At 65.8% G+C, this 22,996-nt stretch carries 25 protein-coding genes; 10 read left to right on the top strand and 15 right to left on the bottom strand.

Annotation, left to right across the window (positions count from 1 at the left end):
- Window positions 1-183: 183 nt before the first annotated feature.
- Complete coding sequence (locus NMLP_RS10320; RefSeq protein WP_015410055.1) at window positions 184-639, top strand: DUF5799 family protein; 456 nt, start codon at window positions 184-186, stop codon at window positions 637-639.
- On the opposite strand, the gene NMLP_RS10315 is transcribed toward NMLP_RS10320, so the two are convergent.
- The 8 genes from NMLP_RS10315 to NMLP_RS10280 all read right to left on the bottom strand — a co-directional run bounded on the left by NMLP_RS10315 (window position 640) and on the right by NMLP_RS10280 (window position 8,989).
- A complete protein-coding gene (locus tag NMLP_RS10315) occupies window positions 640-1,620 on the bottom strand; it encodes an isocitrate/isopropylmalate family dehydrogenase (protein WP_015410054.1) in 981 nt (326 codons plus the stop codon).
- Window positions 1,621-1,700: 80 nt separating this feature from the next.
- Window positions 1,701-2,306 (bottom strand): 3-isopropylmalate dehydratase small subunit, encoded by a 606-nt coding sequence (locus NMLP_RS10310; protein WP_015410053.1) that lies wholly within the window; start codon window positions 2,304-2,306, stop codon window positions 1,701-1,703.
- 76 nt (window positions 2,307-2,382) lie between these two features.
- Complete coding sequence (gene leuC / locus NMLP_RS10305; protein WP_015410052.1) at window positions 2,383-3,843, bottom strand: 3-isopropylmalate dehydratase large subunit; 1,461 nt, start codon at window positions 3,841-3,843, stop codon at window positions 2,383-2,385.
- Window positions 3,840-4,073 carry a hypothetical protein gene (locus NMLP_RS10300; RefSeq protein ID WP_015410051.1) on the bottom strand — a complete coding sequence of 78 codons (234 nt, stop codon included), beginning with the start codon at window positions 4,071-4,073 and terminating at the stop codon, window positions 3,840-3,842. Before NMLP_RS10300 ends, leuC begins: the two co-directional genes overlap by 4 nt.
- Before the next feature lie 7 nt (window positions 4,074-4,080).
- Window positions 4,081-5,079, bottom strand: a complete 999-nt coding sequence (gene ilvC / locus NMLP_RS10295; protein ID WP_015410050.1) for a ketol-acid reductoisomerase — start codon at window positions 5,077-5,079, stop codon at window positions 4,081-4,083.
- A 1-nt stretch (window position 5,080) separates the two neighbouring features.
- A complete protein-coding gene (ilvN, locus tag NMLP_RS10290) occupies window positions 5,081-5,716 on the bottom strand; it encodes an acetolactate synthase small subunit (RefSeq protein WP_015410049.1) in 636 nt (211 codons plus the stop codon).
- Window positions 5,713-7,455, bottom strand: a complete 1,743-nt coding sequence (gene ilvB / locus NMLP_RS10285) for a biosynthetic-type acetolactate synthase large subunit (protein WP_015410048.1) — start codon at window positions 7,453-7,455, stop codon at window positions 5,713-5,715. Before ilvB ends, ilvN begins: the two co-directional genes overlap by 4 nt.
- 334 nt (window positions 7,456-7,789) lie before the next feature.
- The gene (locus NMLP_RS10280; RefSeq protein WP_076982716.1) at window positions 7,790-8,989 is read right to left on the bottom strand and encodes a LeuA family protein; all 1,200 of its coding nucleotides are present in this window, start codon (window positions 8,987-8,989) and stop codon (window positions 7,790-7,792) included.
- 182 nt (window positions 8,990-9,171) lie between these two features.
- Here NMLP_RS10280 and NMLP_RS10275 point away from each other — a divergent pair, with 182 nt between their 5' ends.
- The 5 genes from NMLP_RS10275 to NMLP_RS10255 all read left to right on the top strand — a co-directional run bounded on the left by NMLP_RS10275 (window position 9,172) and on the right by NMLP_RS10255 (window position 12,970).
- The gene (locus tag NMLP_RS10275) at window positions 9,172-9,540 is read left to right on the top strand and encodes a response regulator (protein ID WP_015410046.1); all 369 of its coding nucleotides are present in this window, start codon (window positions 9,172-9,174) and stop codon (window positions 9,538-9,540) included.
- Window positions 9,541-9,640: 100 nt separating this feature from the next.
- Window positions 9,641-10,201 (top strand): gamma carbonic anhydrase family protein, encoded by a 561-nt coding sequence (locus NMLP_RS10270; protein WP_015410045.1) that lies wholly within the window; start codon window positions 9,641-9,643, stop codon window positions 10,199-10,201.
- A gap of 60 nt (window positions 10,202-10,261) precedes the next feature.
- Window positions 10,262-11,251 (top strand): PLP-dependent cysteine synthase family protein, encoded by a 990-nt coding sequence (locus NMLP_RS10265; RefSeq protein ID WP_015410044.1) that lies wholly within the window; start codon window positions 10,262-10,264, stop codon window positions 11,249-11,251.
- 144 nt (window positions 11,252-11,395) lie between these two features.
- On the top strand, window positions 11,396-12,712 hold the full coding sequence (locus tag NMLP_RS10260) for a chemotaxis protein CheC (protein ID WP_231857233.1): 1,317 nt from the start codon (window positions 11,396-11,398) through the stop codon (window positions 12,710-12,712).
- Window positions 12,713-12,760: 48 nt separating this feature from the next.
- A complete protein-coding gene (locus tag NMLP_RS10255) occupies window positions 12,761-12,970 on the top strand; it encodes a hypothetical protein (RefSeq protein WP_015410042.1) in 210 nt (69 codons plus the stop codon).
- Window positions 12,971-13,038: 68 nt separating this feature from the next.
- Here NMLP_RS10255 and NMLP_RS14850 read toward each other — a convergent pair.
- Window positions 13,039-14,060, bottom strand: a protein-coding gene (locus NMLP_RS14850) for an IS630-like element ISNamo15 family transposase (protein WP_015408666.1) whose coding sequence is annotated in 2 segments (ribosomal slippage) — window positions 13,039-13,556 and window positions 13,556-14,060 — 1,023 coding nt in all. Because the reading frame shifts where the segments join, the coding sequence is not laid out codon by codon here.
- A 192-nt stretch (window positions 14,061-14,252) separates the two neighbouring features.
- On the opposite strand from NMLP_RS14850, the gene NMLP_RS10240 reads away from it, so the two are divergent.
- Window positions 14,253-14,513 (top strand): winged helix-turn-helix domain-containing protein, encoded by a 261-nt coding sequence (locus NMLP_RS10240; RefSeq protein WP_015410040.1) that lies wholly within the window; start codon window positions 14,253-14,255, stop codon window positions 14,511-14,513.
- Between the two features lie 89 nt (window positions 14,514-14,602).
- Here NMLP_RS10240 and pyrF read toward each other — a convergent pair whose 3' ends face one another.
- Window positions 14,603-15,412 carry an orotidine-5'-phosphate decarboxylase gene (gene pyrF, locus NMLP_RS10235; RefSeq protein ID WP_015410039.1) on the bottom strand — a complete coding sequence of 270 codons (810 nt, stop codon included), beginning with the start codon at window positions 15,410-15,412 and terminating at the stop codon, window positions 14,603-14,605.
- Between the two features lie 146 nt (window positions 15,413-15,558).
- On the opposite strand from pyrF, the gene NMLP_RS10230 reads away from it, so the two are divergent.
- Entirely contained in the window at window positions 15,559-16,224 is a 666-nt protein-coding gene (locus tag NMLP_RS10230) for an HAD family hydrolase (protein ID WP_015410038.1), read from the top strand.
- Here the strand turns inward: NMLP_RS10230 and NMLP_RS10225 are convergent.
- The 5 genes from NMLP_RS10225 to NMLP_RS10205 all read right to left on the bottom strand — a co-directional run bounded on the left by NMLP_RS10225 (window position 16,174) and on the right by NMLP_RS10205 (window position 18,839).
- Window positions 16,174-16,605, bottom strand: a complete 432-nt coding sequence (locus NMLP_RS10225) for a hypothetical protein (RefSeq protein ID WP_015410037.1) — start codon at window positions 16,603-16,605, stop codon at window positions 16,174-16,176. The genes NMLP_RS10230 and NMLP_RS10225 overlap by 51 nt on opposite strands.
- On the bottom strand, window positions 16,605-17,045 hold the full coding sequence (locus NMLP_RS10220) for a DUF2240 family protein (protein WP_015410036.1): 441 nt from the start codon (window positions 17,043-17,045) through the stop codon (window positions 16,605-16,607). Before NMLP_RS10220 ends, NMLP_RS10225 begins: the two co-directional genes overlap by 1 nt.
- A 69-nt stretch (window positions 17,046-17,114) precedes the next feature.
- The gene (locus NMLP_RS10215) at window positions 17,115-17,516 is read right to left on the bottom strand and encodes a hypothetical protein (RefSeq protein ID WP_015410035.1); all 402 of its coding nucleotides are present in this window, start codon (window positions 17,514-17,516) and stop codon (window positions 17,115-17,117) included.
- A gap of 83 nt (window positions 17,517-17,599) precedes the next feature.
- Window positions 17,600-17,878: a 4a-hydroxytetrahydrobiopterin dehydratase gene (locus NMLP_RS10210; RefSeq protein WP_015410034.1), complete on the bottom strand. Its 279-nt coding sequence runs from the start codon at window positions 17,876-17,878 to the stop codon at window positions 17,600-17,602.
- A 124-nt stretch (window positions 17,879-18,002) separates the two neighbouring features.
- Window positions 18,003-18,839, bottom strand: a complete 837-nt coding sequence (locus NMLP_RS10205) for a COX15/CtaA family protein (protein ID WP_015410033.1) — start codon at window positions 18,837-18,839, stop codon at window positions 18,003-18,005.
- 324 nt (window positions 18,840-19,163) lie between these two features.
- Between NMLP_RS10205 and NMLP_RS10200 the strand changes: the two genes are divergently transcribed.
- Window positions 19,164-20,483 carry an RNA-guided endonuclease InsQ/TnpB family protein gene (locus NMLP_RS10200; protein WP_015410032.1) on the top strand — a complete coding sequence of 440 codons (1,320 nt, stop codon included), beginning with the start codon at window positions 19,164-19,166 and terminating at the stop codon, window positions 20,481-20,483.
- Window positions 20,484-20,656: 173 nt separating this feature from the next.
- Window positions 20,657-22,915, top strand: coding sequence for an NADP-dependent malic enzyme (locus NMLP_RS10195; protein ID WP_015410031.1), 2,259 nt, complete (start codon window positions 20,657-20,659; stop codon window positions 22,913-22,915).
- Window positions 22,916-22,996: the final 81 nt, after the last annotated feature.

Here is a 22,996-nt window from a genome sequence, read left to right as displayed (position 1 = left end):
TCCGATCGTTTATATACCGAGACGCGGCCAGACGGCGTATGCCCGACTCGATCGCTGTCCGGCCTCGGAGAGAGCGCGGCCGCCGGGCAGTATCGCGCCGCCTGTTCGCCACACTGACGCGGGGCCCGACCGTCCGGGCAGCCACGCCCCGTATATAAGTCGGCGGGGGACCTATGTGGGCGTATGACCGACTGGCAGGACATGATCGTCGGCGACCGGATGGCCGTCGACGGCGAGTTCGACCCGCGCGTCGACGACTCCCGCTTCACTCGACAGGAGTGGGGGCTCATCATGACGGCGACGACGTTCGAGATCGAGAGCCCCGAAGACGATGAGGCGGCCGAACTCGTCGCGAACACCGAGGAGCTACGGGGGATGATGCCCGAGATCGAGAAGGTCGCGGAAATGGACCCGATGGGGGGGAATCCGACCGACGACACCGACTCGGGCGGCGGGTTCCTCGGATCCGTCTTTAGCGCGCTCGGACTGGGCGGGGGCGGCGGCGGTCACGGCGGTGTCGACGAGGAGAAACTCGAGGCCGCCGAGGCGCTCGTCGCCGACTACGCCACAGAGCTACAAGCCCACCTCGAATCGGACGATCGGTGGGACGAAATTAGGGCCGAGGCGGCCAGCGAGTAGCTACAGCCGGTCGACGATCGCCGCGGTCACCTCGTCCGTCGAAGCCTCGCCCCCGAGGTCCGGCGTCCGGGGACCGCCCTCGAGAACCGCTTCGACGGCGCCTCTGACTCGATCGGCCGCTCCGCCGTAGCCGAGATGTTCGAGCAGCATCGCCGCCGAGAACACTGTTGCGGCCGGGTTCGCGATCCCCTCGCCGGCGATGTCGGGCGCCGACCCGTGAACCGGTTCGAAGAGGGCGTTGTCCTCGCCGACGTTGGCGCTCGGCAACAGCCCGAGCCCGCCGACGAGCCCCGCGGCGAGATCCGAGAGCACGTCGCCGGCGAGGTTCGGACAGATCACGACGCCGTACTCCTCGGGCCGGAGGAGCAAATGCATCGCCAACGCGTCCATGAGCGCCTCGTCATATCCGTGGCCGCCCGCCTCGGCGACGCTCTCGACGCTTTCGAGGAACTGCCCGTCGGTCGTCCGCATCACGTTGGCCTTGTGGGCGACGGTCACGTCGTCGTAGCCGTTCGCCTCGGCGTACTCGAAGCCGTACTCGGCGATCTTCCGGGACGCCTCGTCGGTGATCACGCGGGTCAGCGTCGTCACGCCGTCGGCGATCTCGTGTTCGATACCGCTGTAGACGCCTTCGGTGTTCTCGCGGACGAAGACGAGATCCGTCTCCGGCTGCAGCGAGTCGACACCCGGATACGCCCGCGCGGGCCGGATGTTCGCAAAGGAGCCGACGGCCTCACGAAGCGGGAGGATGACGTCCGCGGCCGTCTCGCCCGCCGCACCGAAGAGCGTCGCGTCGGCGCCGGCCGCCAACTCGTAGGTCGCCTCGGGGAGCGCCTCGCCGCGCGAGTCGAGTACGTCGTCGCCCGCCTCGCCCTCGACGAACTCGAAGTCGACGTCGAGCGTCTCGAGAACGTCGATGGCAGCCGGTATGACCTCCTGTCCGATCCCGTCGCCGGGGATGACCGCGATGGTTTCAGCCATGTCAGTACCTGCACGAGCGGCCGAAAAGAGGATACCGATGTTCGCGGGCGGGTCGTCTCCCCCACGGGCCGAGCCCGCGGTCAGTCGTCGCTTTCGACGTACGGAAGGCCGTCGACGGTCGTCTCGACCTTGCTCATGTTCGAGTACATGAGCGCCGTCGTATCCCAGATCCCCTCGGTGAGCGCCTCCTGCATCGCCCCGTCGATCTCGACATCGATCGTCCGACCGCCGTAGGTGACGGTCTCGGACTCGACGTCGATGTGGATATCGCCGTCGGGGTTGTCCTCGATCCACGACTGCAGTTCGGTGACCGTCTCGTGGTCGGCCGTCGCGGCCGGGATTCCGAGCGACTTGCAGTTGTCGCGGAAGATCTCGGCGTAGGATTCGCCGACGACGCCGTCGACGCCCCATCGCATCATCGCCTGCGGGGCGTGCTCCCGCGAGGAGCCACAGCCGAAGTTGGAGTTGACGACTGCGATCGACGCCCCGTCGAAGCGGTTCAGCGGGTGATCGTTGAACTCGCCGTCCCCGTCGCGGCGGACGTCGTAGAACAGGTAGTCCGCCATGTTGTCGAACGTGACCTCCTTCATGAACCGCGCCGGAAGGATCTGGTCGGTGTCGACGTCGTCGCCGGGGATCGGAACGCCGGTCCCCGAGACGTCGGTGATGTGTTGGTCGTCGCTCATCGCGTCTCGCCTCCGGTGGGACCGATAGCGACGGCTACGTCACGCGTCGGAGACGCGTGAGGGGAGTCGTCGCTCATCAGTCGGCCACCTCCTCGACGCCACCCGCGGTTCCGGAGCGGTCGTCGTCGAGATGCTCGCGCGCGTCGGCGACCGCGCCCTCGACCGCGGCGGCGGCGACCATCGCCGGACTCATGAGCACGGTCCGGCCGTCTTTCGATCCCTGTCGCCCGACGAAGTTCCGGTTCGAGGAGGACGCACAGACCTCGTCGCCCTCGAGTGCGTCGTCGTTCATCGCCAGGCACATCGAACAGCCTGCGCGCCGCCACTGGAATCCAGCCTCGATGAACGTCTGATCGATCCCGCGGCGTTCGCACTCTTCGCGGACGGTCTCGGATCCGGGAACGGCGAGGGCGCGCACGTCCTCCGCGACCGTGTTGCCCTCGAGGACCCGCGCGGCCTCCTCGAAGTCCGAGACGCGGCCGTTCGTGCAGGTCCCGAGGAACGCGACGTCGACGTCGTAGCCGAGCATCGACTGCCCGGGCTCTAGTTCCATGTGTTCGAGCGCCTTCTCGGCGGCCTCGCGGTCGGTCCTGGAGTCGAAGCTCTCGGGGGCGGGGATCGACTCCCCGATCTCGATCACCTGCCCGGGGTTGATACCCCACGTGACGAGGGGATCGATCCCGTCGGCGTCGACCGTGACGACGTCGTCGTACTCGGCGTCCTCGTCCGAGGCGATCGACTCCCAGTAGGCCTTCCGCTCCTCGAAGGCGTCGCCCTCGGGGACGTACTCGCGGCCGCGGAGGTACTCGTAGGTCGTCTCGTCCGGATTGATGTAGCCGGCACGGGCACCGCCCTCGATCGACATGTTGCAGACGGCGAGCCGGCCCTCCATGTCGAGTGACTCGATCGCCGAGCCGCCGTACTCGTAGACATGGCCGACGCCGCCGTCGACGCCGAGTTCCTGGATGATCTTCAGGATGATGTCCTTGGCGTAGACGCCTTCGCCGAGGCTCCCCTCGACGTCGATCCGCCGCACGTGCTGCTTGTCGGCGGCGATGCAGCCGGTCGCCAACACGTCGCGGATCTGGGATGTGCCGATGCCGACGCCGATCGAGCCGAACGCGCCGTGGGTGGCGGTGTGGCTATCGCCGCAGGCGACGGTCATGCCGGGCTGGGACAGCCCCAACTCCGGCGCGACGACGTGGGTGATCCCCTGCTTGCCGGACTCGAAGCCGAAGAAGGTGATCCCGTTGTCGGCGGTGTTGCGCTCGAGCGCCGAGAGCATCTCCTCGGCCTCGCCGTCGGCCAGCGGTCGCTCGCGCTTTTCGGCCTCGGTCGGCGCGATGTGGTCCGTCGTGGCGTAGGTCCGGCCGGGGAACGCGACGTCGAGCTCGCGTTCCTCGAGCATCCCAAAGGCTTGCGGGCTCGTCACTTCGTGAACGAGATGGAGCCCGACGAACAGCTGATCTTGCCCGTTCGGTAGCTCCGTCACCTTGTGTTTCTCCCAGACCTTGTCGTACAGCGTGCCCTCGCTCATCGGCTCTCACCGCGATCGAAGCTCCGTTGTACGCCGTCGGCGTCGTCCTCGGGGGCGTGTGAGATATTCGAGAGCGTCCCGGCGTCGTCCGCGTCGGTCCCGAACCCGGACTCGCCGCCGTCCGCGGCGACGCGTTCTCCCCGGCTATACGTCCGTGTCTCGCCGAACACGCGTCCCGTGTACGGGTTCGTGTGATCCATCTCGCCCAGTGTCTTCGGTTCGTTCGTCATCGTGTGTTCACTCCTCCCCCCACGCGAACAGCGCGCGCAGGTCCTCGCCGACGGCTTCGATGTCGTGGTCCTTCTCGGCCGCACGGAGCTGTTTGTAGCTCGGCCGGCCGGCCTGATTCTCCGTGATCCACTCGCGGGCGAAGGTCCCGTCTTGGACCTCCTCGAGGACCTCCTCCATCCGCTCGCGGGCGTGGTCGTCGACGACCCGGTCGCCGCGGGTCAGCCCGCCGTACTCGGCCGTGTCCGAGACCGAATCCCACATCTCGCTGTTGCCGCCCTCGTACATCAGGTCGACGATCAACTTCAGCTCGTTCAGACACTCGAAGTACGCCATCTCGCGGCTGTACCCGTTGTCGACGAGCGTCTCGTAGCCGGTCTTGACGAGCGAGGTGACGCCGCCACAGAGCACCGCCTGCTCGCCGAAGAGGTCGGACTCGGTCTCCTCGCGGAAGGTGGTCTCGATGACGCCGGCCCGCGTGCAGCCGATCGCCTTCGCGTACGCCAGCCCGACGTCGTGGGCGTCGCCGGTCGCGTCCCGGTAGACGGCGAGCAGCCCCGGCGTCCCCTCGTTGTTCTCGTAGTTGCGGCGGACGAGGTGGCCGGGCGACTTCGGCGCGACCATCGTGACGTCGACGCCGTCGTCCGGTTCGATCTGCCCGTAGTGGATGTTGAACCCGTGGGCGAACTGCAGCGTGTCGCCCTCGGTGACGACGTCGCGGATCTCCTCGTAGATGTCCGGCTGGACGGTGTCGGGGACGAGCACGCTCACGACGTCCGCCTGCTCGGCCGCGTTCCGCGGGGTCGCCACGTCGAGACCGTCCGAGCGAGCCGCCTCCCGCGAGGACGATCCCTCGCGGAGCCCGACGACCACGTCGACACCGGAGTCGTCGAGGTTCTGGGCGTGGGCGTGGCCCTGGCTCCCGTAGCCGAGGACGGCTACGGTCTTGTCGTCGAGTACGGTGCTGTCCGCGTCGTCGTCGTAGTAGATTTCTGTGTCGTCTGTCATGTCAGGTGTGTTTCTCCTCGACTCTCGCCGTCTCCGTCTCGCCGCGGGCTAGGGCGGCCTGGCCGGTCCGTGCGATCTCGCGGATGCCGAACTGCTCGTAGGCGTCGATCGCGTCGTCGATCTCGCTCTCCGAGCCGGTGATCTGAACCGTTATGCTTCGGGGACCGGCGTCGAGCGTCTGGCCGTCGTACATTTCCGTGATCGCCTGCACCTTGTCCGGGTCGTCGCCGTCGACTTTCAGGATGACGAGTTCGACCGCGACGGGGTTGCCGTCGAGCTCCCGAACGTGGATGACCGGGACCAGTTTGTTCAACTGTTTTTTGATCTGGTCGATCCCGGGATCGGGCTCCTCGACGACGAGTGTGATCCGGGAGTACCCCTCGTTCTGCGTCGGGCCGACCGTGAGCGATTCGATGTTGAACTGCCGCCTGTGGAACAGCCCCGAGACGCGGGCCAACACGCCGGGTTCGTCCCTGACGTACGCCGAGATCGTCGTCCGACGCGGCTCGTGTTCGGCCTCGATCTCGGGATCGATCCGGATCCCCTGGGAGTTTCGGCGGCCGACGGGTCGCGTCCGTTCCTCCGGCGGCGGTCCCTCGAGACCAGTCCGACGGACGTCGTCCTGGCGGCGGCTCATAGCTGCCCCTCCGTCAGCGCGAAGAGCCCGTTGTCCCCGCCGCTCGGCACCATCGGGTAGACGTTCTCGTCGGGGTCGATGTGGACGTCGACGACGCTCGGGCCGTCGTACGCTAAGGCGTCCTCGACGACCGCCTCGACCTCGTCGTAGGTGTCGATCCGGAAGCCGCGGGCTCCGAAGGCCTCCGCGAGCGTGTCGAATTCGGGGATCCACGGGTACTCCGAGGCCATGTGGCGCTCGCCGAAAAAGGCGTCTTGCCACTGTCTGACCATCCCGATCGCGTCGTTGTTGAGGACGACAATCACGATGTCGAGGTCCTCCCGAACGGCGACCGAAAGCTCCTGACACGTCATGAGGAACGAGCCGTCGCCGTCGAAGCAGACGACGTCCCGATCGGGCGCGGCGAACTTCGCGCCGATCGCCGATGGCAACCCATAACCCATCGTCCCGAGGCCGTGAGAGGTGACCCACGTCCGGGGCTCCGTCCACGTCCAGTACTGCCAGGCCCACATCTGGTGTTGGCCGACGCCCGTGGTGACGACTGTGTCGTCGTCGGTCTTCTCGTCGAAGACCTCGACGACGTACTGCGGTTTGACCGGCTCGTCTTCGGGGGCCGCGTAGTCCATCGGGTACTCGTCCTTCCACGCCTCGCACTGTTCGAGCCACGCGTCGGTCGACGGCGAGTGGATCATCGCGTCCGCGAGCTGGTCCAGCACGGCCTTCGCATCGCCGATGAGTGGGTGATCCGCCTCGATGTTCTTCGAGATCTCTGCGGGATCGATGTCGACGTGGATGATCTCGGCGTCGGGAGCGAACGTCTCGACGCCGCCCGTGAGCCGGTCGTCGAACCGGGTCCCGATCGCCAGCATACAGTCGGTCACCGTGATCGCCATGTTGGCGTAACCGGTGCCGTGCATACCCGCGATCTCGAGGGAGAGTTCGTGGTCCTCGGGGAACGACCCGGTGCCGGGCATCGTCGTGATCACCGGAATGTCGTGTGCTTTCGCGAACCGGCGGAGTTCGTCGCTCGCCTCGGCTTTGATCACGCCGCCGCCGGCCAGGATGACCGGCTTCTCGGCCGCCGACAGCACGCCGGCCGCGTCTGAGACGGCGTCCGGGTCGGCCGTCTCCGGCGGGTTGTACGTGTCCGGGAGCGTCGGCGCGCCGGGATCTTCCGTCGTCGGGTCGTTGGTCACGTCCTTCGGAAGGTCGACGAGGGTGGGACCCTGACGACCGCTCTCGGCGAGGGCGAACGCCGTCCCGACGTCGGTGCCGACTGTCCCGGCGTCGTCTGCGAAGGTGTTCGCCTTGGTGACCGGGGCGGTGACGCCGATCGTGTCCGTCTCTTGGAAGGCGTCGTTGCCGACGAACTCCGTCGGCACCTGTCCGGTCAGCGCGACGAGCGGGTCCGAGTCCATACTGGCGTCGGCGATCCCGGTCACCAGGTTCGTCGCCCCCGGTCCCGAGGTCGCCATGCAGACGCCCGGGTCGCCGGTGACGATCCCGTAGGCGTCGGCGGCGTGGGCGGCGCCCTGCTCGTGGGCCATCGTGACGTGCGTCATCTCCGAGTAGTACAGCGCGTCGTACACGGGCATGATCGCGCCGCCCTGCACGCCGAAGAGGTGTTCGACCCCCGCGTTCTCGAGGGCGCGAACGACCGCGTCCGCCCCCGTCTCGATATCGCCCGCCTTCGACTCTTCGTCCGCCTCGGGCGTCGTTCGTGCCTGCTCTTTGCTCATCGTCGCCCCTCCGTTCGTTCCGCGTCGTCGTTCGTTGCTCGATACCGTCGGTTGGTGTCTCGTGTGTGCATTGTTCCGGCTGTGGGGTGGTCTGGATCCGATACGAACCGCGGTCGTGAGAAGTGTGGTGTAGGGGCTATCGAGCCCCTACAATACCGGACACGAAGCTGACGGCGACCGCGCGGGCTGCCGTTCCGGCCGTCGTGCCCGTCATCACAGCGTGTGTTGTATCGCGGACGTTTATAAACGTTCCGCGTCGCGGTGTCGCCGATCGCCGCGCCACTGGCGCGTACCGACCGCTCGGGGTGGGCGCGAACGGCCGGCGGGATCATCGTCAGATCCGGACCTCCTCGCGCCGGACGTCGATCTCCTTGGCGAACTCCTTGAGCCGCTCGAAGGTGATCTCCTCCTGCTCTGCGCCGCGGTCTTTGACCATCCGGGTCACCTCGCGGACCTCGGTCTCGGTGGGTTCGAACCCGGCGTCCTCGAGCCGCTCGCGGACGGAGTGGGTGCCGGTGTGTTTGCCGAGCACCAACTGTCGGGTCGCCCCGACCATCTCCGGCGTCATCACACCCGGCTCGAAGGTATCGGAGTTCTCGATGACCCCGGCGGCGTGGATGCCGGACTCGTGGGAGAAGGCGTTGCTCCCCACGACCGGCTTGTTCGCCGGGATCGGCATGTCGCTTTTCGCCTCGACGACCTGCGCCAGTTCGGTGATCCGACGGGTGTCGATGCCGGTGTCGACGTCGTATAGCGACTCCAGCGCCATGACGACCTCCTCGTAGGCCGCGTTGCCGGCGCGCTCGCCGATGCCGTTGACCGAGACCTGCGCCTGCGATGCGCCGGCCTCGTACCCCGAGAGCGCGTTGGCCGAGGCCAACCCGAAGTCGTCGTGGGTGTGGACGTCGACGCGGGCGTCCGTGTGCGCACAGACGGTTTCGACCATCCCGTAGAACCGCCGCGGCGTCGCGACCCCGCAGGTGTCGGGGAGGTTGATCCAGTCGGTCCCCGCCTCGGAGACGGCCTCCACGACGTCGATCATGAACGATTCCTCGGTGCGCGTGACGTCCATCGGCGAGAACATACAGGTCGCACCGGCGTCCGTGACGCGCTCGACGGCCGCGACAGACCGCTCGAGGGCCTCCTGACGCGTGGCGTGCATCGAATCCTGTAGCTGTACGTCGCTCGTCGATGCGAACACGTGCACCATCTCGACGCCCGAATCGAGGGCGGCGTCGATGTCCTTGTCCACGACGCGGGCGAGCCCACACACCGTGGTCGACGTCGCGTCGGCGATATCGCGTACGGCCTCGAACTCCGCGTCGGAGTTCACCGGGAAGCCGGCCTCGATGACGTGGGTCCCCATGTCGTCGAGGATCGAGGCGAGCTCCCGTTTGTCCTCGTAGGAGAACGAGGTCCGCGGGGATTGCTCACCGTCGCGCAGCGTCGTGTCGAAAATCCGGGCCTCACTTATCTCTGAGGTACTATCTAGTGTGCCCTGGAAGAACTCGATCCGCCGGCGAAGCCGACGTATCCTCGTGCTGTGTCATTGCAGTTCGATAGAGCGTCTTCGTTCTATTTAAAGTTGCCTGTACGACTCCCCGGCGGCTCGAGTGCCCCCGGTCACTCGGACCGCCGGACGCCCCCGCCATTCCGAGCCGAACGCTCCGTTTCGGAACGAAAGCTATAGATACCGGGGTACGTTACCGGATCGGTATGGCGGCAGCGAACGTCGTGGTCGCCGAGGACGACGCCGGCATCCGGGACCTCGTCGGAGTGACACTGGAGTCCGCAGGGCACACAGTCGAGAGCTTCGGAGCCGGCGACGACTGCTGGGAGCGACTCGAAACCGGCGACCCGCCGGACCTCGTTATCCTCGACGTCTCCATGCCGGGACTCGACGGCGCGGGCGTCCTCGACCGCATCCGAAGCGACACGCGGCTGTGTTCGCTCCCGGTCGTCTTCCTCAGCGGCCACGACCGCGATTCCGACATCGTCTCCGACATCGAGGGGCGGATCGAAGACTACGTCCACAAGCCGTTCAGCCCCGGCGACCTCAACGACTGCGTCGCCAGACTCGTCTGAGTCGATCGGTTTTTTCAGCCGCCTCCATCCGAGGAGGTATTTATACATCGCCGATCCCGTCGGGCCAGGGTTTATAAACGAGCGCCCGCCTCGACGGCGTATGCTACGGAGCTTCGAGGGACACGAACCGGATATTCACGAGGACGCCTACGTCGACCCGAGTTCGGTCGTTATCGGCGACGTGACAATCGGGGCCGACGCGAGCGTCTGGCCCAACGTGACGCTACGCGGGGACCACGGGCCGATCACGGTCGCGGAAGGCGCGAACGTTCAGGACAACGCGGTCCTCCACGAGGGGGCCGAGATCGGCCCCTACGCGACCGTCGGCCACACCGCGATCGTCCACGCCGCCGAGGTGCGGTCCCGGGCGCTCGTCGGGATGGGCGCGACCGTCCTCGATCGGTCGGTCCTCGGCGAGCGGGCGATGGTCGGAGCCAACAGCGTAGTCACCGAGGACACGGAAATCGAAGCCGACACGCTGTACGCCGGCGTTCCGGTCGAATTTATAAAAGAGGTCGAGGACTCGCCGTGGGCTAGCGCCGGCGACCGCTACGTCGAGCTGTCGCGGCGGCACGCCGAGGGCTCCGAGCGGATCGAGGGAGCCGAACGGCCGAGTCGTTCCGACCGGCCCGAACGGGGCGGTGCCGACCGCCCTGAGTAGCCGGCCGCCGCGGCGCGGCGGTCCATCGGGGTTTTGTAGCCCCGCGTCGAACCCCGGACAATGAAACGGGGCATCCTCGATACGATCGGGTCACCGCTGGTACAACTCGAATCGCCGCCCGGCTCCGTCGTTGTCGCCAAACTCGAATCGAAGAACCCCGGCGGGTCGGCGAAGGACCGCCCGGCGTTGGCGATGGTCGAAGCCGCCGAGGCGGCCGGCGACCTCGAGCCCGGCGATCGGATCGTCGAACCGACCTCCGGCAACACCGGCATCGGCCTCTCGGTCGTCGCCGCTGCGAAGGGCTACGACATCACCGTCGTGATGCCGGCGTCGAAGTCGCCGGAGCGCCGGCAGTTGATGGCCGCCTACGGCGCCGACCTGGAACTCGTCGAGGGGACCATCTCGGACGCGAAAGTGCGCGCGGACGAACTCGAGGCCGAGGCCGGGATGGTCCAACTCGGCCAGTTCGAGAACCCCGCCAACCCCGAGGCCCACTACCGAACGACCGGGGCCGAGATCCTCGAGCAGGTCGGCGAGCGGCGGATCGACGCCCTCGTCGCCGGGATCGGTACCGGCGGGACGATCACCGGGACCGCGAGACGGCTCCTCGAAGCGTATCCCGACATGGCGGTCGTCGGCGTCGAACCCGAGACGAACGCCGTCCTCTCGGGCGGCGCCCCCGGCGACGACGACTTCCAGGGGATGGGTCCCGGGTTCGTCTCGCCGAACCTCGATCGGGAGCTCCTGACCGACGTCGAGACCGTCGGTGTCGAGGCCGCCGAGGCCGAGTGCCGTCGCCTCGCCCGCGAGGAGGGTATCCTCGCCGGGCAGTCCTCCGGCGGATCGCTGGTCGCCGCAAAGCGCGTCGCCCGTCGCCTGGCCGCAGCGCGCGACGTCGACCCCGAGCAGTGTCCCGGTCCCGACAACGACATCGGCATCCTCGAGGACGACCCGGCGGACCCCGCGTCGATCGGCGGGGACTGCCCCCTCGTCGTCACCGTCTTTTGGGACTCCGGCGAACGCTACATGTCGACCGGAATGTTCGAGTGACCGCTTCGGGGAGGGGTCGACCACCCGTGTTTCGAGCGCTGTGTCGTTCCGGAGAGTTACTACAGGCACGGATGAAGACCACCACATGAGCCTAACCCTGCCGCCGGGGTACTGTCGTCGCCGTTCGCGCCCGGGTGGTCGGCTTTGTCCGCGTCCGAGTGCTCGGTCCCGCTCGCGCCCGGGTGGTCGGTCTCGTTCGCGTCCGAGTGCTCGGTCCCGTTCGCGTTCGACCGCCCAGGTCACTGGACCGCCTCGGGCGGGCGCGGCCCGATCGACCCACACGCACGACCCATGAAGATCGCCATCAACCAACTCGAAGAGTACAATCACCTCGCCTCCGACGGGGCCAGACAGGCGGCTAGGGCGCTCTCACAGATGATCGGCGTTCGGATGCAACACGACGTGACCGGCGTCAGCCTCGTCTCCGACGGGGCACTCGAGGACGTCTTCACCGGACGCCGCTACGTCGGCGTGCAGGTCGGCCTCGCCGGTGGGCTCTCCGGGGAGACCGTGTTGATTTTCGACCCGGACGCGGCCGGACGGCTCCGCAAGCGGCTCGAATCGCGGGGATCGACGGGGACCCTCGCCGGCGGGGCGTTCGCCGAACTCGGCAACATCATGATCGGCGGGTTCGTCGACGGCTGGGCGAACCACGTCGGCACGCAAATTGACATGACGCCGCCGACGTACATCGAGGCGACCGGCACCCGGATCCTCCCACGGATGACCCGCCGGGAGGCCTCCGAGACCGGCGTTTTCCTCTTCGAGAGCCGCCTCGAGGCGGTCGAGTACGACCTCTCGGTACCGATCTATCTGATCCCCGAGTACGAGGAGTTCGTCAGCTTGCTGGAGGCACAGCCGAGCCACCTGGCGGTGCCGGCCCAGAAACTCGCGGTGTTCAACGGGTTCGCCGACCGGAGCGCCGAGCGGGCGTCGGGACAGATCGCACAGCTGACCGGGCTCGACACCGACGTCTCGGTGAGCCAGCTTCGGTTCCTCTCGTTTTCCGATATGTCGGCCGCAGTCGGTCCCGGCCGGTACATCAGCGTCGTCTTCGAGTTGACCGGGCTGCCCAGCGGCTTTTTTATTGCGATGTTCAGCGAGGCGTCGGCCCGCCGCGTCGCCGACGCGATGCTCCCCGACGGCGTCGATCCCGGCGGAGATATGACCGAGGAGGCGATCAAGGAACTCGGCAACATCGTCACCAGCGGGTTCATCGACGGGTGGGCGAACACCCTCGAAAGCAGCATCGAACACACACCCCCGGAACTGCTCCGGGATTCGGGCGCGGACGTCGTCCGGAGCGTCCAGCGCCGCCTCTCCGGGAACCAGGAGTACGCCTTCACCATCGACACCGCCATCGAGGTCGACGACCGCGAGGCCGAGGTGCGGCTGTACGTCCTCCCGAACACCCGCGAACTCACCGAGGCGCTCGCCGCCCTGCCTCCACAGCGCGCGTAGCTCCGATCGAACCGGGGCGGTTTTATTTTCGGGTGCGATATCGGTGGTATGAGCGACGACTCAGAGCTCCCGGAGATCCCGATCGTCTGTCCGGAGTGTGAGACCCAGTCCCGGATCCCGTTCTCGGACGTCGAGGACGCGGTCGCCGGGCACAACGAACGGCTCCACGACGGCGAATCGATCGCCTCCGTCGATCCCGACGTCTTCGATCACCTCGCCGATCACGTCGCGTCGGATCTGGGGCTGTTGGAAGACTGATACGTAGCGGGCCGACCTCCAGTCGCGACTCGTCGAACCCCCCGCCGAACCGCCCCGCCGACTGATACTCACGGACATAAGTACGTAAAGACATCTGGAACGGTAATCCGGTTGAGTGCACAGAGCGCAGCATCACGAAGTTCGTCGAGTGTGTCGAACAGACGGTTGCCAAGTTCTTGATCGAGTTGTCGCCAGCACTCTTCCGCGGGGTTCAGCTCCGGTGAACCCCGCGGAAGGTAGCATAGTTCGATCGGCGTGTCTTCGACGAACTCCTGGACTGCGTTAGCCGTGAAATACGACGCGTTGTCCAAGATGACGCAGATTTTCTTGCCGAACTCTGTCTGGAGTGCGTCTAGCAAGCGAATCGTCGTGTCGCTGTTGAAGTTCTCTGCACACGGCAGAAAGAACGTCTCCCTAGAATCGCTGACTGCACCGAGCAACTTGATGCTATCCCACGCGCCCGTCACCGGAAGTGACGGGCGCTCCCCTTCCGGAAACCACGCATAGATCAGCGTCGAGAGTACCTGACGCGTCTGATCGATGGTCAGGATCGTGTATTCATCGTCCAAGTTGTCGCGCTTTTTTTGAACCCTTCCTGCCAGGCTTCTTGGGCTCTCTCGTCGGATTTGTAGAACTCCGGCCGGGCTGTCTTCCAGGACAGCCCGGCCTCGGAGATCAGTCGTCGGACGTGACGTTCGCAGTACTCAACACCGAACTCCTCGGAGAGATAGTGACGCGCCAATGGAACAGACCACGCGGGTGCGTCGTATCTGACTTCTCCGGGTGAGTCGTGAAGAGCCTCGACGAACTGGTCGTGTTCTTTGTCAGAAAGCTCGGACGGCCTGCCTTCTCGTGGTTTATCATAGACAACCTCCTCGAACGGCTCGTCGGCGAGCCGTTCGAGTCGGGTGAACCACTTTGAGGCCCAACTACTGGAAAATCCGTAGAGTTCGGCAGCGTCTGTCTGCGTCAGATCGTCGATCTCCTTGTAGGTAATCGCAGCCATAATCCGCTTTGCTGCGTCGGCTTCATCGACCTCCGCCAGGATCTGGCGGAGGTCTTCGACAGAGACCTTCTCCAGCCTCGCCATACCGTTTCTCGTGGCTGGAGTTACATGAATTTTTAGCCCTCAGTATGAATCCGGCTCGTCGAACAGTCTCTCCCACCCGCCTCTGGCCCGTGTTTCGGCCAATTACAAGTGTGTATATATACCTGTTCCCCTCGTGTGTGCGGCTCGTCCGACCGACCGAGTATTAATGAAGTGGGGCGTGTTCAGAAACATATGGCAGACATCGAATCAGCAGTTGCGTCGCTCCCACCGAGTGCCAAACTCGTATATAAGACTCTCCAGTACGAGGGCGCGATGACGCAGGCCCAACTCGCCGACGCGTCGTTGCTCCCACAGCGAACCGTCCGACACGCGCTGAAAAAACTCGAGTCGGCGGACGTCGTCGAGGAGTCGGTCTACCTCATGGACGCCCGGAAGTCGAACTACCACCTCGCTGACGGCGACGACTCCTCGGCCGGCCCGCTCGCGGTTTAATTGTCCCTTGATTCTCTTTTCCGCCCCGGCCTTTGTCCGTCGGCTTTCGGACGTCTCTCAGACCACCGACACACCTGACCACCGACGGCCTACCGGAACTCGTTGAGCCGTCGTTTGAGTTTCCTTGCGGCGTCTCCGACGGCCCGGAAGTACGCGCTCTCGTCGTCGGCCCCCTCGCCGGCGAAAATGATCCCGCGCGAGGAGTTCACCAACCCGACGCCGCCGGCGAGGCCGTACTCGACGGCCGCCTCGGCGTCGCCGCCCTGGGCACCGACGCCGGGCACGAGAAACGGGCGGTCGACAGCATCGCGTAGCCGCTCTAGCTCCTCCGGTGCCGTCGCGCCGACGACCAACCCGACGTTGTCGTGTTCGTCCCACGCCGCACACCGTTCGGCGACGTACTGATACAGCGGCTTGTCGTTGCCGACGTCGAGCTTCTGGAAGTCCGCTCCGCCGCTGTTCGAGGTCCGACAGAGAACGAAGACGCCCTTCTCGGGGCGGGACAGATACGGCTCCAGCGTGTCCCGGCCCATATACGGGTTGACGGTGATCGCGTCGGCGTCGAGACCGTCGGGGTTGAGCGCGCTCGCGTACTGTCTGGCGGTGTTGCCGATGTCGCCGCGTTTTGCGTCCAACAGGACGGGGACGTCCTTCCCGTGGGCGTAGGCGATCGTCTCCGCCAGCGCGCGCCAGCCGTCGGGGTCCTCATAAAACGCCGCGTTCGGTTTATAACAGGCGGCGTGTTCGTGCGTCGCGTCGATGACCCGGCGATTGAACGCCCACCGCGGCAGCTCAGCGTCGAGAAACGACGGTAGACGGGCCGGGTCGGGGTCGAGCCCGACGGAGACGACGCTGTCGGCCGCTTCGATCCGGGCATCGAGCGCCTCGAAGAACACCATACGTGCGGCTGTCGGCGTGCGATCAAAAGTGCTCCTGTTCGGTCGGTCGCGAACCGCCCATCGCCCGGACGCGAGTCGGACGCTGGCCGACGACCGCCGCCTCCCGCGCCGGATAATATATATTTCGGGCCGTCGAAGCCGATCCCGTGCTAACGGCCGTCGTCTTCGACCTCGACGACACGCTCGCGGTGACCGACGGCGACCGGTCCGCGCTGTTGGCGGCCGCCGCCGACCGGGCCGGCGTGTCGCTGTCGTTCGACCGCGAGGCGTATCTCGATGCCCACCGCGAACACAGCGGGGCCGAGAGTCGACTCCCCGTCTTCGGCGCGCTCGTCGGTTCGGATGCCCCGGCGCTGACCCGGGCGTACCGCGAGACGATCGGCGAGGCGCTCACTCCGACAGAGGGCGCGGCGACGGTTCTCGAGACGCTCCGGAGGCGATACCGCCTCGGGCTGTTGACCGACGGCCCCGGTCGCACCCAACGCGACAAGCTCCGGCGGTTGGGCTGGACAGACGCCTTCGACGCCGTCGTCGTCACCGGGCCGATCGGGGCCCCGAAACCGGATCGCCGGGGCTTCGAGGCGATCGCCGACGAACTCGGCGTCGACCCCGGCGACGCCGTCTACGTCGGCGACGATCCCGAACGCGATGTCGCAGGAGCTGTCGACGCGGGCTTCAGGACCGTCCAGCTGCGGTACCCGGGCGGCCCGGAGCAACATCCCGACGCCGACGCGACCCTCCGGCGCTCGGCGTTGGCCGCGCTACCCGACGTCATCGAGGACCGCTTTGGCGACGTCGCGGACGACGCGTAGTCCTGCCTTCGCGTCCGCGGCGCGCTCGACGAAAACCAGTGTCCGCGGCGGCTCGACGGCCTTCGGCCGGACTCTGAGCCCCGCCGTCGCCCCGGCTTCGGCGGCCGTCTTCGCTTCGACGAGAAACTCGATCCGGAGCCGGTCGGGGTGAACGTACGCCTCGGCGATCCGCCGTTCGACCCCAGTTAAATCACCCGCGTCCCCGTCCCCTCCATCGTCGAGGGCGACGGCGAACGCGAACGCGCCGCCTTCGGCCGCCTCGACGTCTGGGTCCGCCTCGGTGACCCCGAGACGCCCCAACGCGCCGCGTTCGTGACCGTGAACCTCCGAAGAAAACAGCCGACCGATGCGCGTCCCGTCGAGAATTTCGTCGGTAACCACTACAGTTCCCTCCGCGCGGTGCCCGCGAGGTCGCTGACGTCGATACCCCGGCGGTGGGCGTAGAGGGCGGCGGCGGCTTCGACGGTGACCGCGAGGTCCGACTGGAGGCCGTTGATCGCCGCGACCGCCTCTTGTTTGTCCTCGCCTGCCTCAACGAGGGTACCGAGGAGACGCTCGAACGTCGAACGCTTCCGTAGGATCGACTCGTCCGGCTCGAACCCGTCCGGGACCGCCGTCTCCTGTGGATCGAAACGAGCCTCGAGCGTTCCGTCCTCGCGCCGGAGCAGCCCCTCGCTGGCGGCGACGTCGATCAGCCGCTTTGCTTGATCCGGCGAGAACCAATCGCGGTCGAGCGAGAGCGCGACGACGAACGCGCTCTCGCCCATCCGCGTGTCCCCTTCCTCACGGAACGGGGCGGCGACAGCCGTCCGGAGACTCATACCCATCCGTCCGTTCGGCCAGTAAAATAGCCGTCGGTCCCGTCTGCACCCGGTGGCGGGAGTGCCCGCTCACTCCGCTTCGTCGTTCGAGGTCTCGCCCAGCAACACCGAGACGTTCGCGTCCCCCCACGAGAACGCGGCGCGGCGACGGTCGTCGAAGGAGAGATACGACGCGACCGTACACAGGGCGCGATCCGAGAGCGCGCTCCTCGTCGGGGTGTCATCCCCCACGCTCGGCAAGTCGGCGGCGTGTGACCGCGTCGGCTCGGTCTCGCCGGGAGCGATCCACGCCTCCTCGATCCCGTCGTCGGCCGCCCGATAGCAGATCGTCGCACCGTTTTCGAACCGGATCTCGACGGTCGGATCGCCGTCGGCGGTCGTCGCGCGCGGGCGAACGGATTCGAGTTCCGGGAGGGTCCCGTCGTCGGTCGCCGTTTCGGTCGCAGCCTCCGTCGCGTTGTGGCCGGACATACCCGTGGTAGCCGCGAACCCCGAATACGTCCACAGCCTTCGAACTGTGGGACATCAAATCCGGTTCGGGCCGTCGTCGGTCCTCACCCGGCCAGCTCGTCGAACCGAGCCGCGAGGTCGAGATCCTTCCCGGTGATTCCGCCGGCGTCGTGGGTCGTCAACCGGACCTCGACCTCGCGCCAGCCGATCGTCATCTCGGGATGGTGAAACGCCTCCTCGGCGATGCCAGCCGCCCCGGAGGCGAACCCGACGCCCTCCAGATAGGAGTCGAACTCGAAGGTCCGGGCGATCTCGTCGCCGTCGCGTGTCCATCCGTCCGGAAGTCCCGCCTCGATCGCCTCGTCGTCGAGTACGTCACTCATACGTAGTCGATAGGCCTGCGTCCGCATAAGCGTTGGTCGCCTCGACCGGCCGGAACGTATCGACTGACCGCTCGGGGGCGACGTGGGTCGGCGAGGTGCGGGCGTCGGGCGGGTGTCGCGCCGATCAATCGCTCGCCAGCGGCGACGCGCTCGGCCCTGTCGCGACCGTCCGGACGCGGTACACCGAGGCGAGCGTCAGCGCGAACGCCACGAAGGAGAGCCCGACGACGAGGAGCTGTCCGGCGTCGCCGAACGCCTGTCGCGTCACGACGAGCTGGGCGACGACGAGTACTGCCGCGATGCCGCCGGCGGCCGACACGCCGCGGAAGCCGATCTCGCGGCTCCACAGCGCGAGTGCCACCAGCGCCGAAAACAGTCCGAACCCCAGCCCGTAGTAGCTGAACTGGACGACCTCTCCGAAGCTGAAAAACAGCCGCGGGGTGAGCGCGACCATCATCGGAAACACCAACAACGCAACGGCACCGGCCTGCCGGATTCGGGTCGTCGAGACCGCTTTCCCGTCGGCGTACGTCCACACCGTCGCCGCCACGAGCGCCCCGAGAATGAGCGACGCGAGACTGAAGTGGAGCGTCAACACGAGCACGGAGTAGCCGAACACGAACTCGTGAACGAGGACGGTGAACGCGCCGAAGACGACTTGCAGCGGCGTCAAAAGCAGCGCCACGAGCGTCGCGAACCGGACGCGCCGGCTGCCAGCGCCGCGCCAGGCGGTGATCGTCGATCCGACGATCAAAAAGCCAGTGACCATCGCTACGAGCCGGTGAAACCACTCGATGAACGACATGAAGTTCGCCGGAAAGAGTCCGAAGACGGCGCCGTCACACAGCGGCCACCGGGCCTCGCAGGTGAGCCCGGCGCCACTCGTCGCGGTGATGACCCCGATGAGCGCGGTGATCGCCGTCGTGACCGTCGTCACGAGCAGTAGCCGTCGGAAGTCCATAACGGGGATGGGTTCCGGACCGATATATATTCCGCGGAACCGAGAGTGTGAGTGGGCATTGTTCGAGCCGGAACGGAAGCCGACGAGACAGACAGACGAATATACACACGGCGTATGAGGGTCATGCCGTTCGACGGAGCGACCGGCGGATCACTCGTGTGCCGGTGTTATAGGGAGCAAGGAGAATACCTGCGGCTTTAGCCGCAGGATGAATCCGACAACTCCTCCACAACCCACCGCCGATAGCACGGCTGGATATTCCACCGTTCTCAAACCGAACCTTTATAACAAATGCGAGTATAAGCGATTATAGAGGCGTTCAGAATGCTGGAAATCCATCGAACCCACCGGGCGAAAATCCTCAACCACTCACAGGTAGAGGACCCGCTTGACCGGCACGGGTGGAGTGCCAGCAAACTCTGGAACGTCGCTAATTACCACTCTCGACAAAAGTGGGATGATACGGGTGAGATTCCAGACCACAGCGACCTCAAAGACGAGTTGAAAGGTCACTCAAAGTACAAGGGATTGCACTCGCAGTCCAGTCAGCGCGTTCTGGAGGAACTCGCTGAATCCTTCAACTCGTGGTACGAAAAGAGGAAGTCTGATAATCGAGCGAATCCGCCCGGCTACCGCAAGAAAAACTACTACGATGACCACGGCAACCGCGTCCACGAAGAACACCCGCGTAGCACGGTGACGTGGAAACAAAACGGCATCAAACACGACACGAAGAACAACCGTGTCCGTCTCTCAAAGGGCGCGAATCACAAGGAACACCCGAAAGCATGGGAGTACATCCTTGTCGAATACGAAACCCGTCCCGGCGTCACTGTTGAGAACTTACAACAGGTCAGAGCCGTCTACGACAAAGCAAAGAGGCGCTGGGAACTGCATCTCGTCTGTAAGGATGAAATCGAGACACCCACCGCACCCGGAAACGAGACAGCGGGTATCGACCTCGGCATCTGTAACTTCGCGGCAGTCGCATACAGCACTGAACAAGCCGACCTGTACCCCGGCAACCGGTTGAAACAGGACGGGTACTACTTCCCGAAAGAAATCGCCAAGTGCGACGACTCGGGTGGTAAAGAAGCGCCCCGTCTCCACGCGAAGTGGTCGGAGCGCCGCACCCACTTCTTCCACTCGTTAGCGAAACACATCGTTGAGACGTGTATCGAGCGTGGTGTTGGGCGTATCAACATCGGGAAGCTCGGTGGTGTCCGTGAAGACGACAACGGCGAGGCGAAGAACTGGGGGCGACACGGGAACCTCGACCTGCACGGCTGGGCGTTCGACAGGTTCTCGAACATCCTCGAATACAAGGCCAAAGTCGAGGGTGTCGAAGTCGTAGAGGTTTCAGAGCGCGACACGAGCAAGACGTGTTGCGTCTGCGGTAGAGAAGACGAGAGTCAGCGTGTCGAACGTGGCTTGTATGTCTGCGAGCCGTGTGACGCGGCGTTCAACGCTGACGTGAATGGGGCGGAGAACATCCGTCTCGAGTTGAAGCAAAGTAACTCCGAGTCTGCTCCCGATTTGGGTGGGGATAGGAGTACCGGCTGGTTGGCACAGCCCAAAGTCTACCTTCATGACCTCTCCCGAGGATTCCAACCTCGGACAGAGGTGGTGGACTGCAAACCCTAATATCCCAATCCAGCGGTGCGGTGCCGTGGGATTCCGCCGCCTTCAGGCGGAGGAGGATGTCAATTGAGTTCGTCCACCAGTATTAGGATCGACCCCGTCGGGGTGAACAAAACAGGGTCGGGCCGGTTGCCGTCGGGAGGTACATTTTTAATGTCGCTGTACGGCGTACCCCTATGGGATTAGATGAAGATTCATTAGAGTATCACCGGATCGACCCGCCGGGGAAAATCGAGATTTCGACGACGAAGCCGACCAACACCCAGCGGGACCTCTCGTTGGCGTACTCGCCGGGGGTGGCCGCCCCCTGCAACGAGATCGCCGCCGATCCCGAACGGGCCTACACCTACACCACCAAGGGCAATATGGTGGGTGTGGTCTCGAACGGGTCCGCCGTGCTCGGGCTGGGCGACATCGGCGCCCAGGCCTCAAAACCCGTCATGGAAGGCAAAGGCGTCCTCTTCAAGCGCTTCGCCGACATCGACGTCTTCGACATCGAGTTGGATCAAGACGACCCGGACGACATCGTCACCTCCGTCGCGGCGATGGAGCCGACGTTCGGCGGAATCAACCTAGAGGACATCAAGGCCCCCGAGTGTTTCGAGATCGAAACGCGGCTCCGCGAGGAGATGGACGTCCCCGTGTTCCACGACGACCAACACGGCACCGCCATCATCTCCGGGGCGGCGCTTCTCAACGCGGCCGAGGTCGCCGGAAAGTCGCTCGAAAACCTCGATATCGTCTTCTCCGGCGCCGGCGCATCGGCCATCGCGACCGCCCGATTCTACGTCTCCTTGGGGGCCGCCCCCGACAACATCACGATGTGTGACTCTTCGGGGATCATCACCGAGGACCGCGCGGCGGCGGGCGATATAAACGAGTTCAAACGGGAGTTCGCGAGTTCGGGTGCGGGCGGCGAGTTGGCGGACGCGATGGCTGGCGCGGACGTGTTCGTGGGGCTGTCGGTAGGAGGGATCGTCTCGGAGGAGATGGTGCGGTCGATGGCGTCGGATCCGATCATCTTCGCGATGGCGAACCCGGACCCGGAGATCCGTTACGAGGCGGCCAAGGGCGCCCGCGAGGACACGGTGATCATGGCGACGGGCCGGTCGGACTACCCGAATCAGGTCAACAACGTCCTCGGATTCCCGTTCATCTTCCGGGGCGCCCTGGACGTCCGCGCCACCGAAATCAACGAGGAGATGAAAGTCGCCGCCGCCGAGGCGCTGGCGGACCTCGCCAAACAGGACGTCCCCGACGCCGTCGTCAAAGCCTACGGTGACCAGCCGCTGCAGTTCGGCTCCGAGTACATCATCCCCAAACCGCTCGACCCGCGCGTCCTCTTCGAGGTCGCCCCCGCCGTTGCGGAGGCGGCCGTCGAAAGCGGCGTCGCACGCGACGACCTCGATTCGGAGCAGTACGCCGAGCGCCTCGAGGCGCGGTTGGGGAAGTCCCGCGAGATGATGCGAGTGGTGTTGAACAAGGCCAAAAGCGACCCCAAGCGGCTCGTCCTCGCCGAGGGCGACGACGAAAAGATGGTCCGGGCCGCCTATCAGCTGGTCGACCAGGGGATCGCAGAACCGATCCTCATCGGCGACCGCGAGGAGATCTGGGCGCACACCGAACGGCTCGGTCTGGACTTCGATCCCGAGATCGTCGACCCCGAGGAGGGGAACCTCGCACCCTACGCCGACCGGCTCTACGAACTCCGACGACGCAAGGGCGTTACCCGACGCGAGGCCGACGAACTCATCGAGGACGGCAACTACCTCGGTAGCGTGATGGTGGAGATGGGCGACGCCGACGCTATGCTCACCGGGCTGATGCATCACTACCCCTCGGCGTTGCGGCCGCCGCTGTCGGTCGTCGGCACCGCCGAGGACTCCGAGTACGCGGCGGGGGTGTACATGCTGACGTTCAAAAACCGGGTGGTGTTCGTCGCCGACGCTACTGTCAACCAGGCCCCCGACGAGGACGTCCTCGAGGAGGTGACGAGACAGACGGCCGACCTCGCCCGCCGCTTCAACGTCGAACCGCGGGCGGCCCTTCTGTCGTACTCCGATTTCGGCAGCGTCGACAACGAAGGGACACAGAAACCACGACAGGCGGCCCGAAAGCTCCGAGAGGACCCCGAAGTCGAGTTCCCCGTCGACGGCGAGATGCAGGCCGACACCGCCGTCGTCGAGGACATGCTCGAGGGGACCTACGGGTTCTCCGACCTCGATGAGCCGGCGAACGTGTTGGTGTTTCCGAACCTCGAGGCGGGCAACATCGCGTACAAACTGCTGCAGCGGTTGGGCGGGGCCGAAGCCATCGGGCCGATGCTGGTCGGCATGGACAAACCCGTTCACGTCCTCCAGCGCGGCGACGAGGTCAAAGACATCGTCAACCTCGCCGGCGTCGCCGTCGTCGACGCCCAGTCCAACGCGGAGTAGCCAGACGCGTAGCGGGCGGTTTTTTCGCCCACGGGTTTCGACGAGCGGGTCGCGAAGCGACCCCGAGGCGAAAACGGTGGA

Source organism: Natronomonas moolapensis 8.8.11, assembly GCF_000591055.1.
Classification (GTDB): Archaea; Halobacteriota; Halobacteria; order Halobacteriales; family Haloarculaceae; genus Natronomonas; species Natronomonas moolapensis.
Note: the sequence above shows the minus strand (reverse complement) of the source record. Positions and strands in the feature narration are given on the sequence as shown.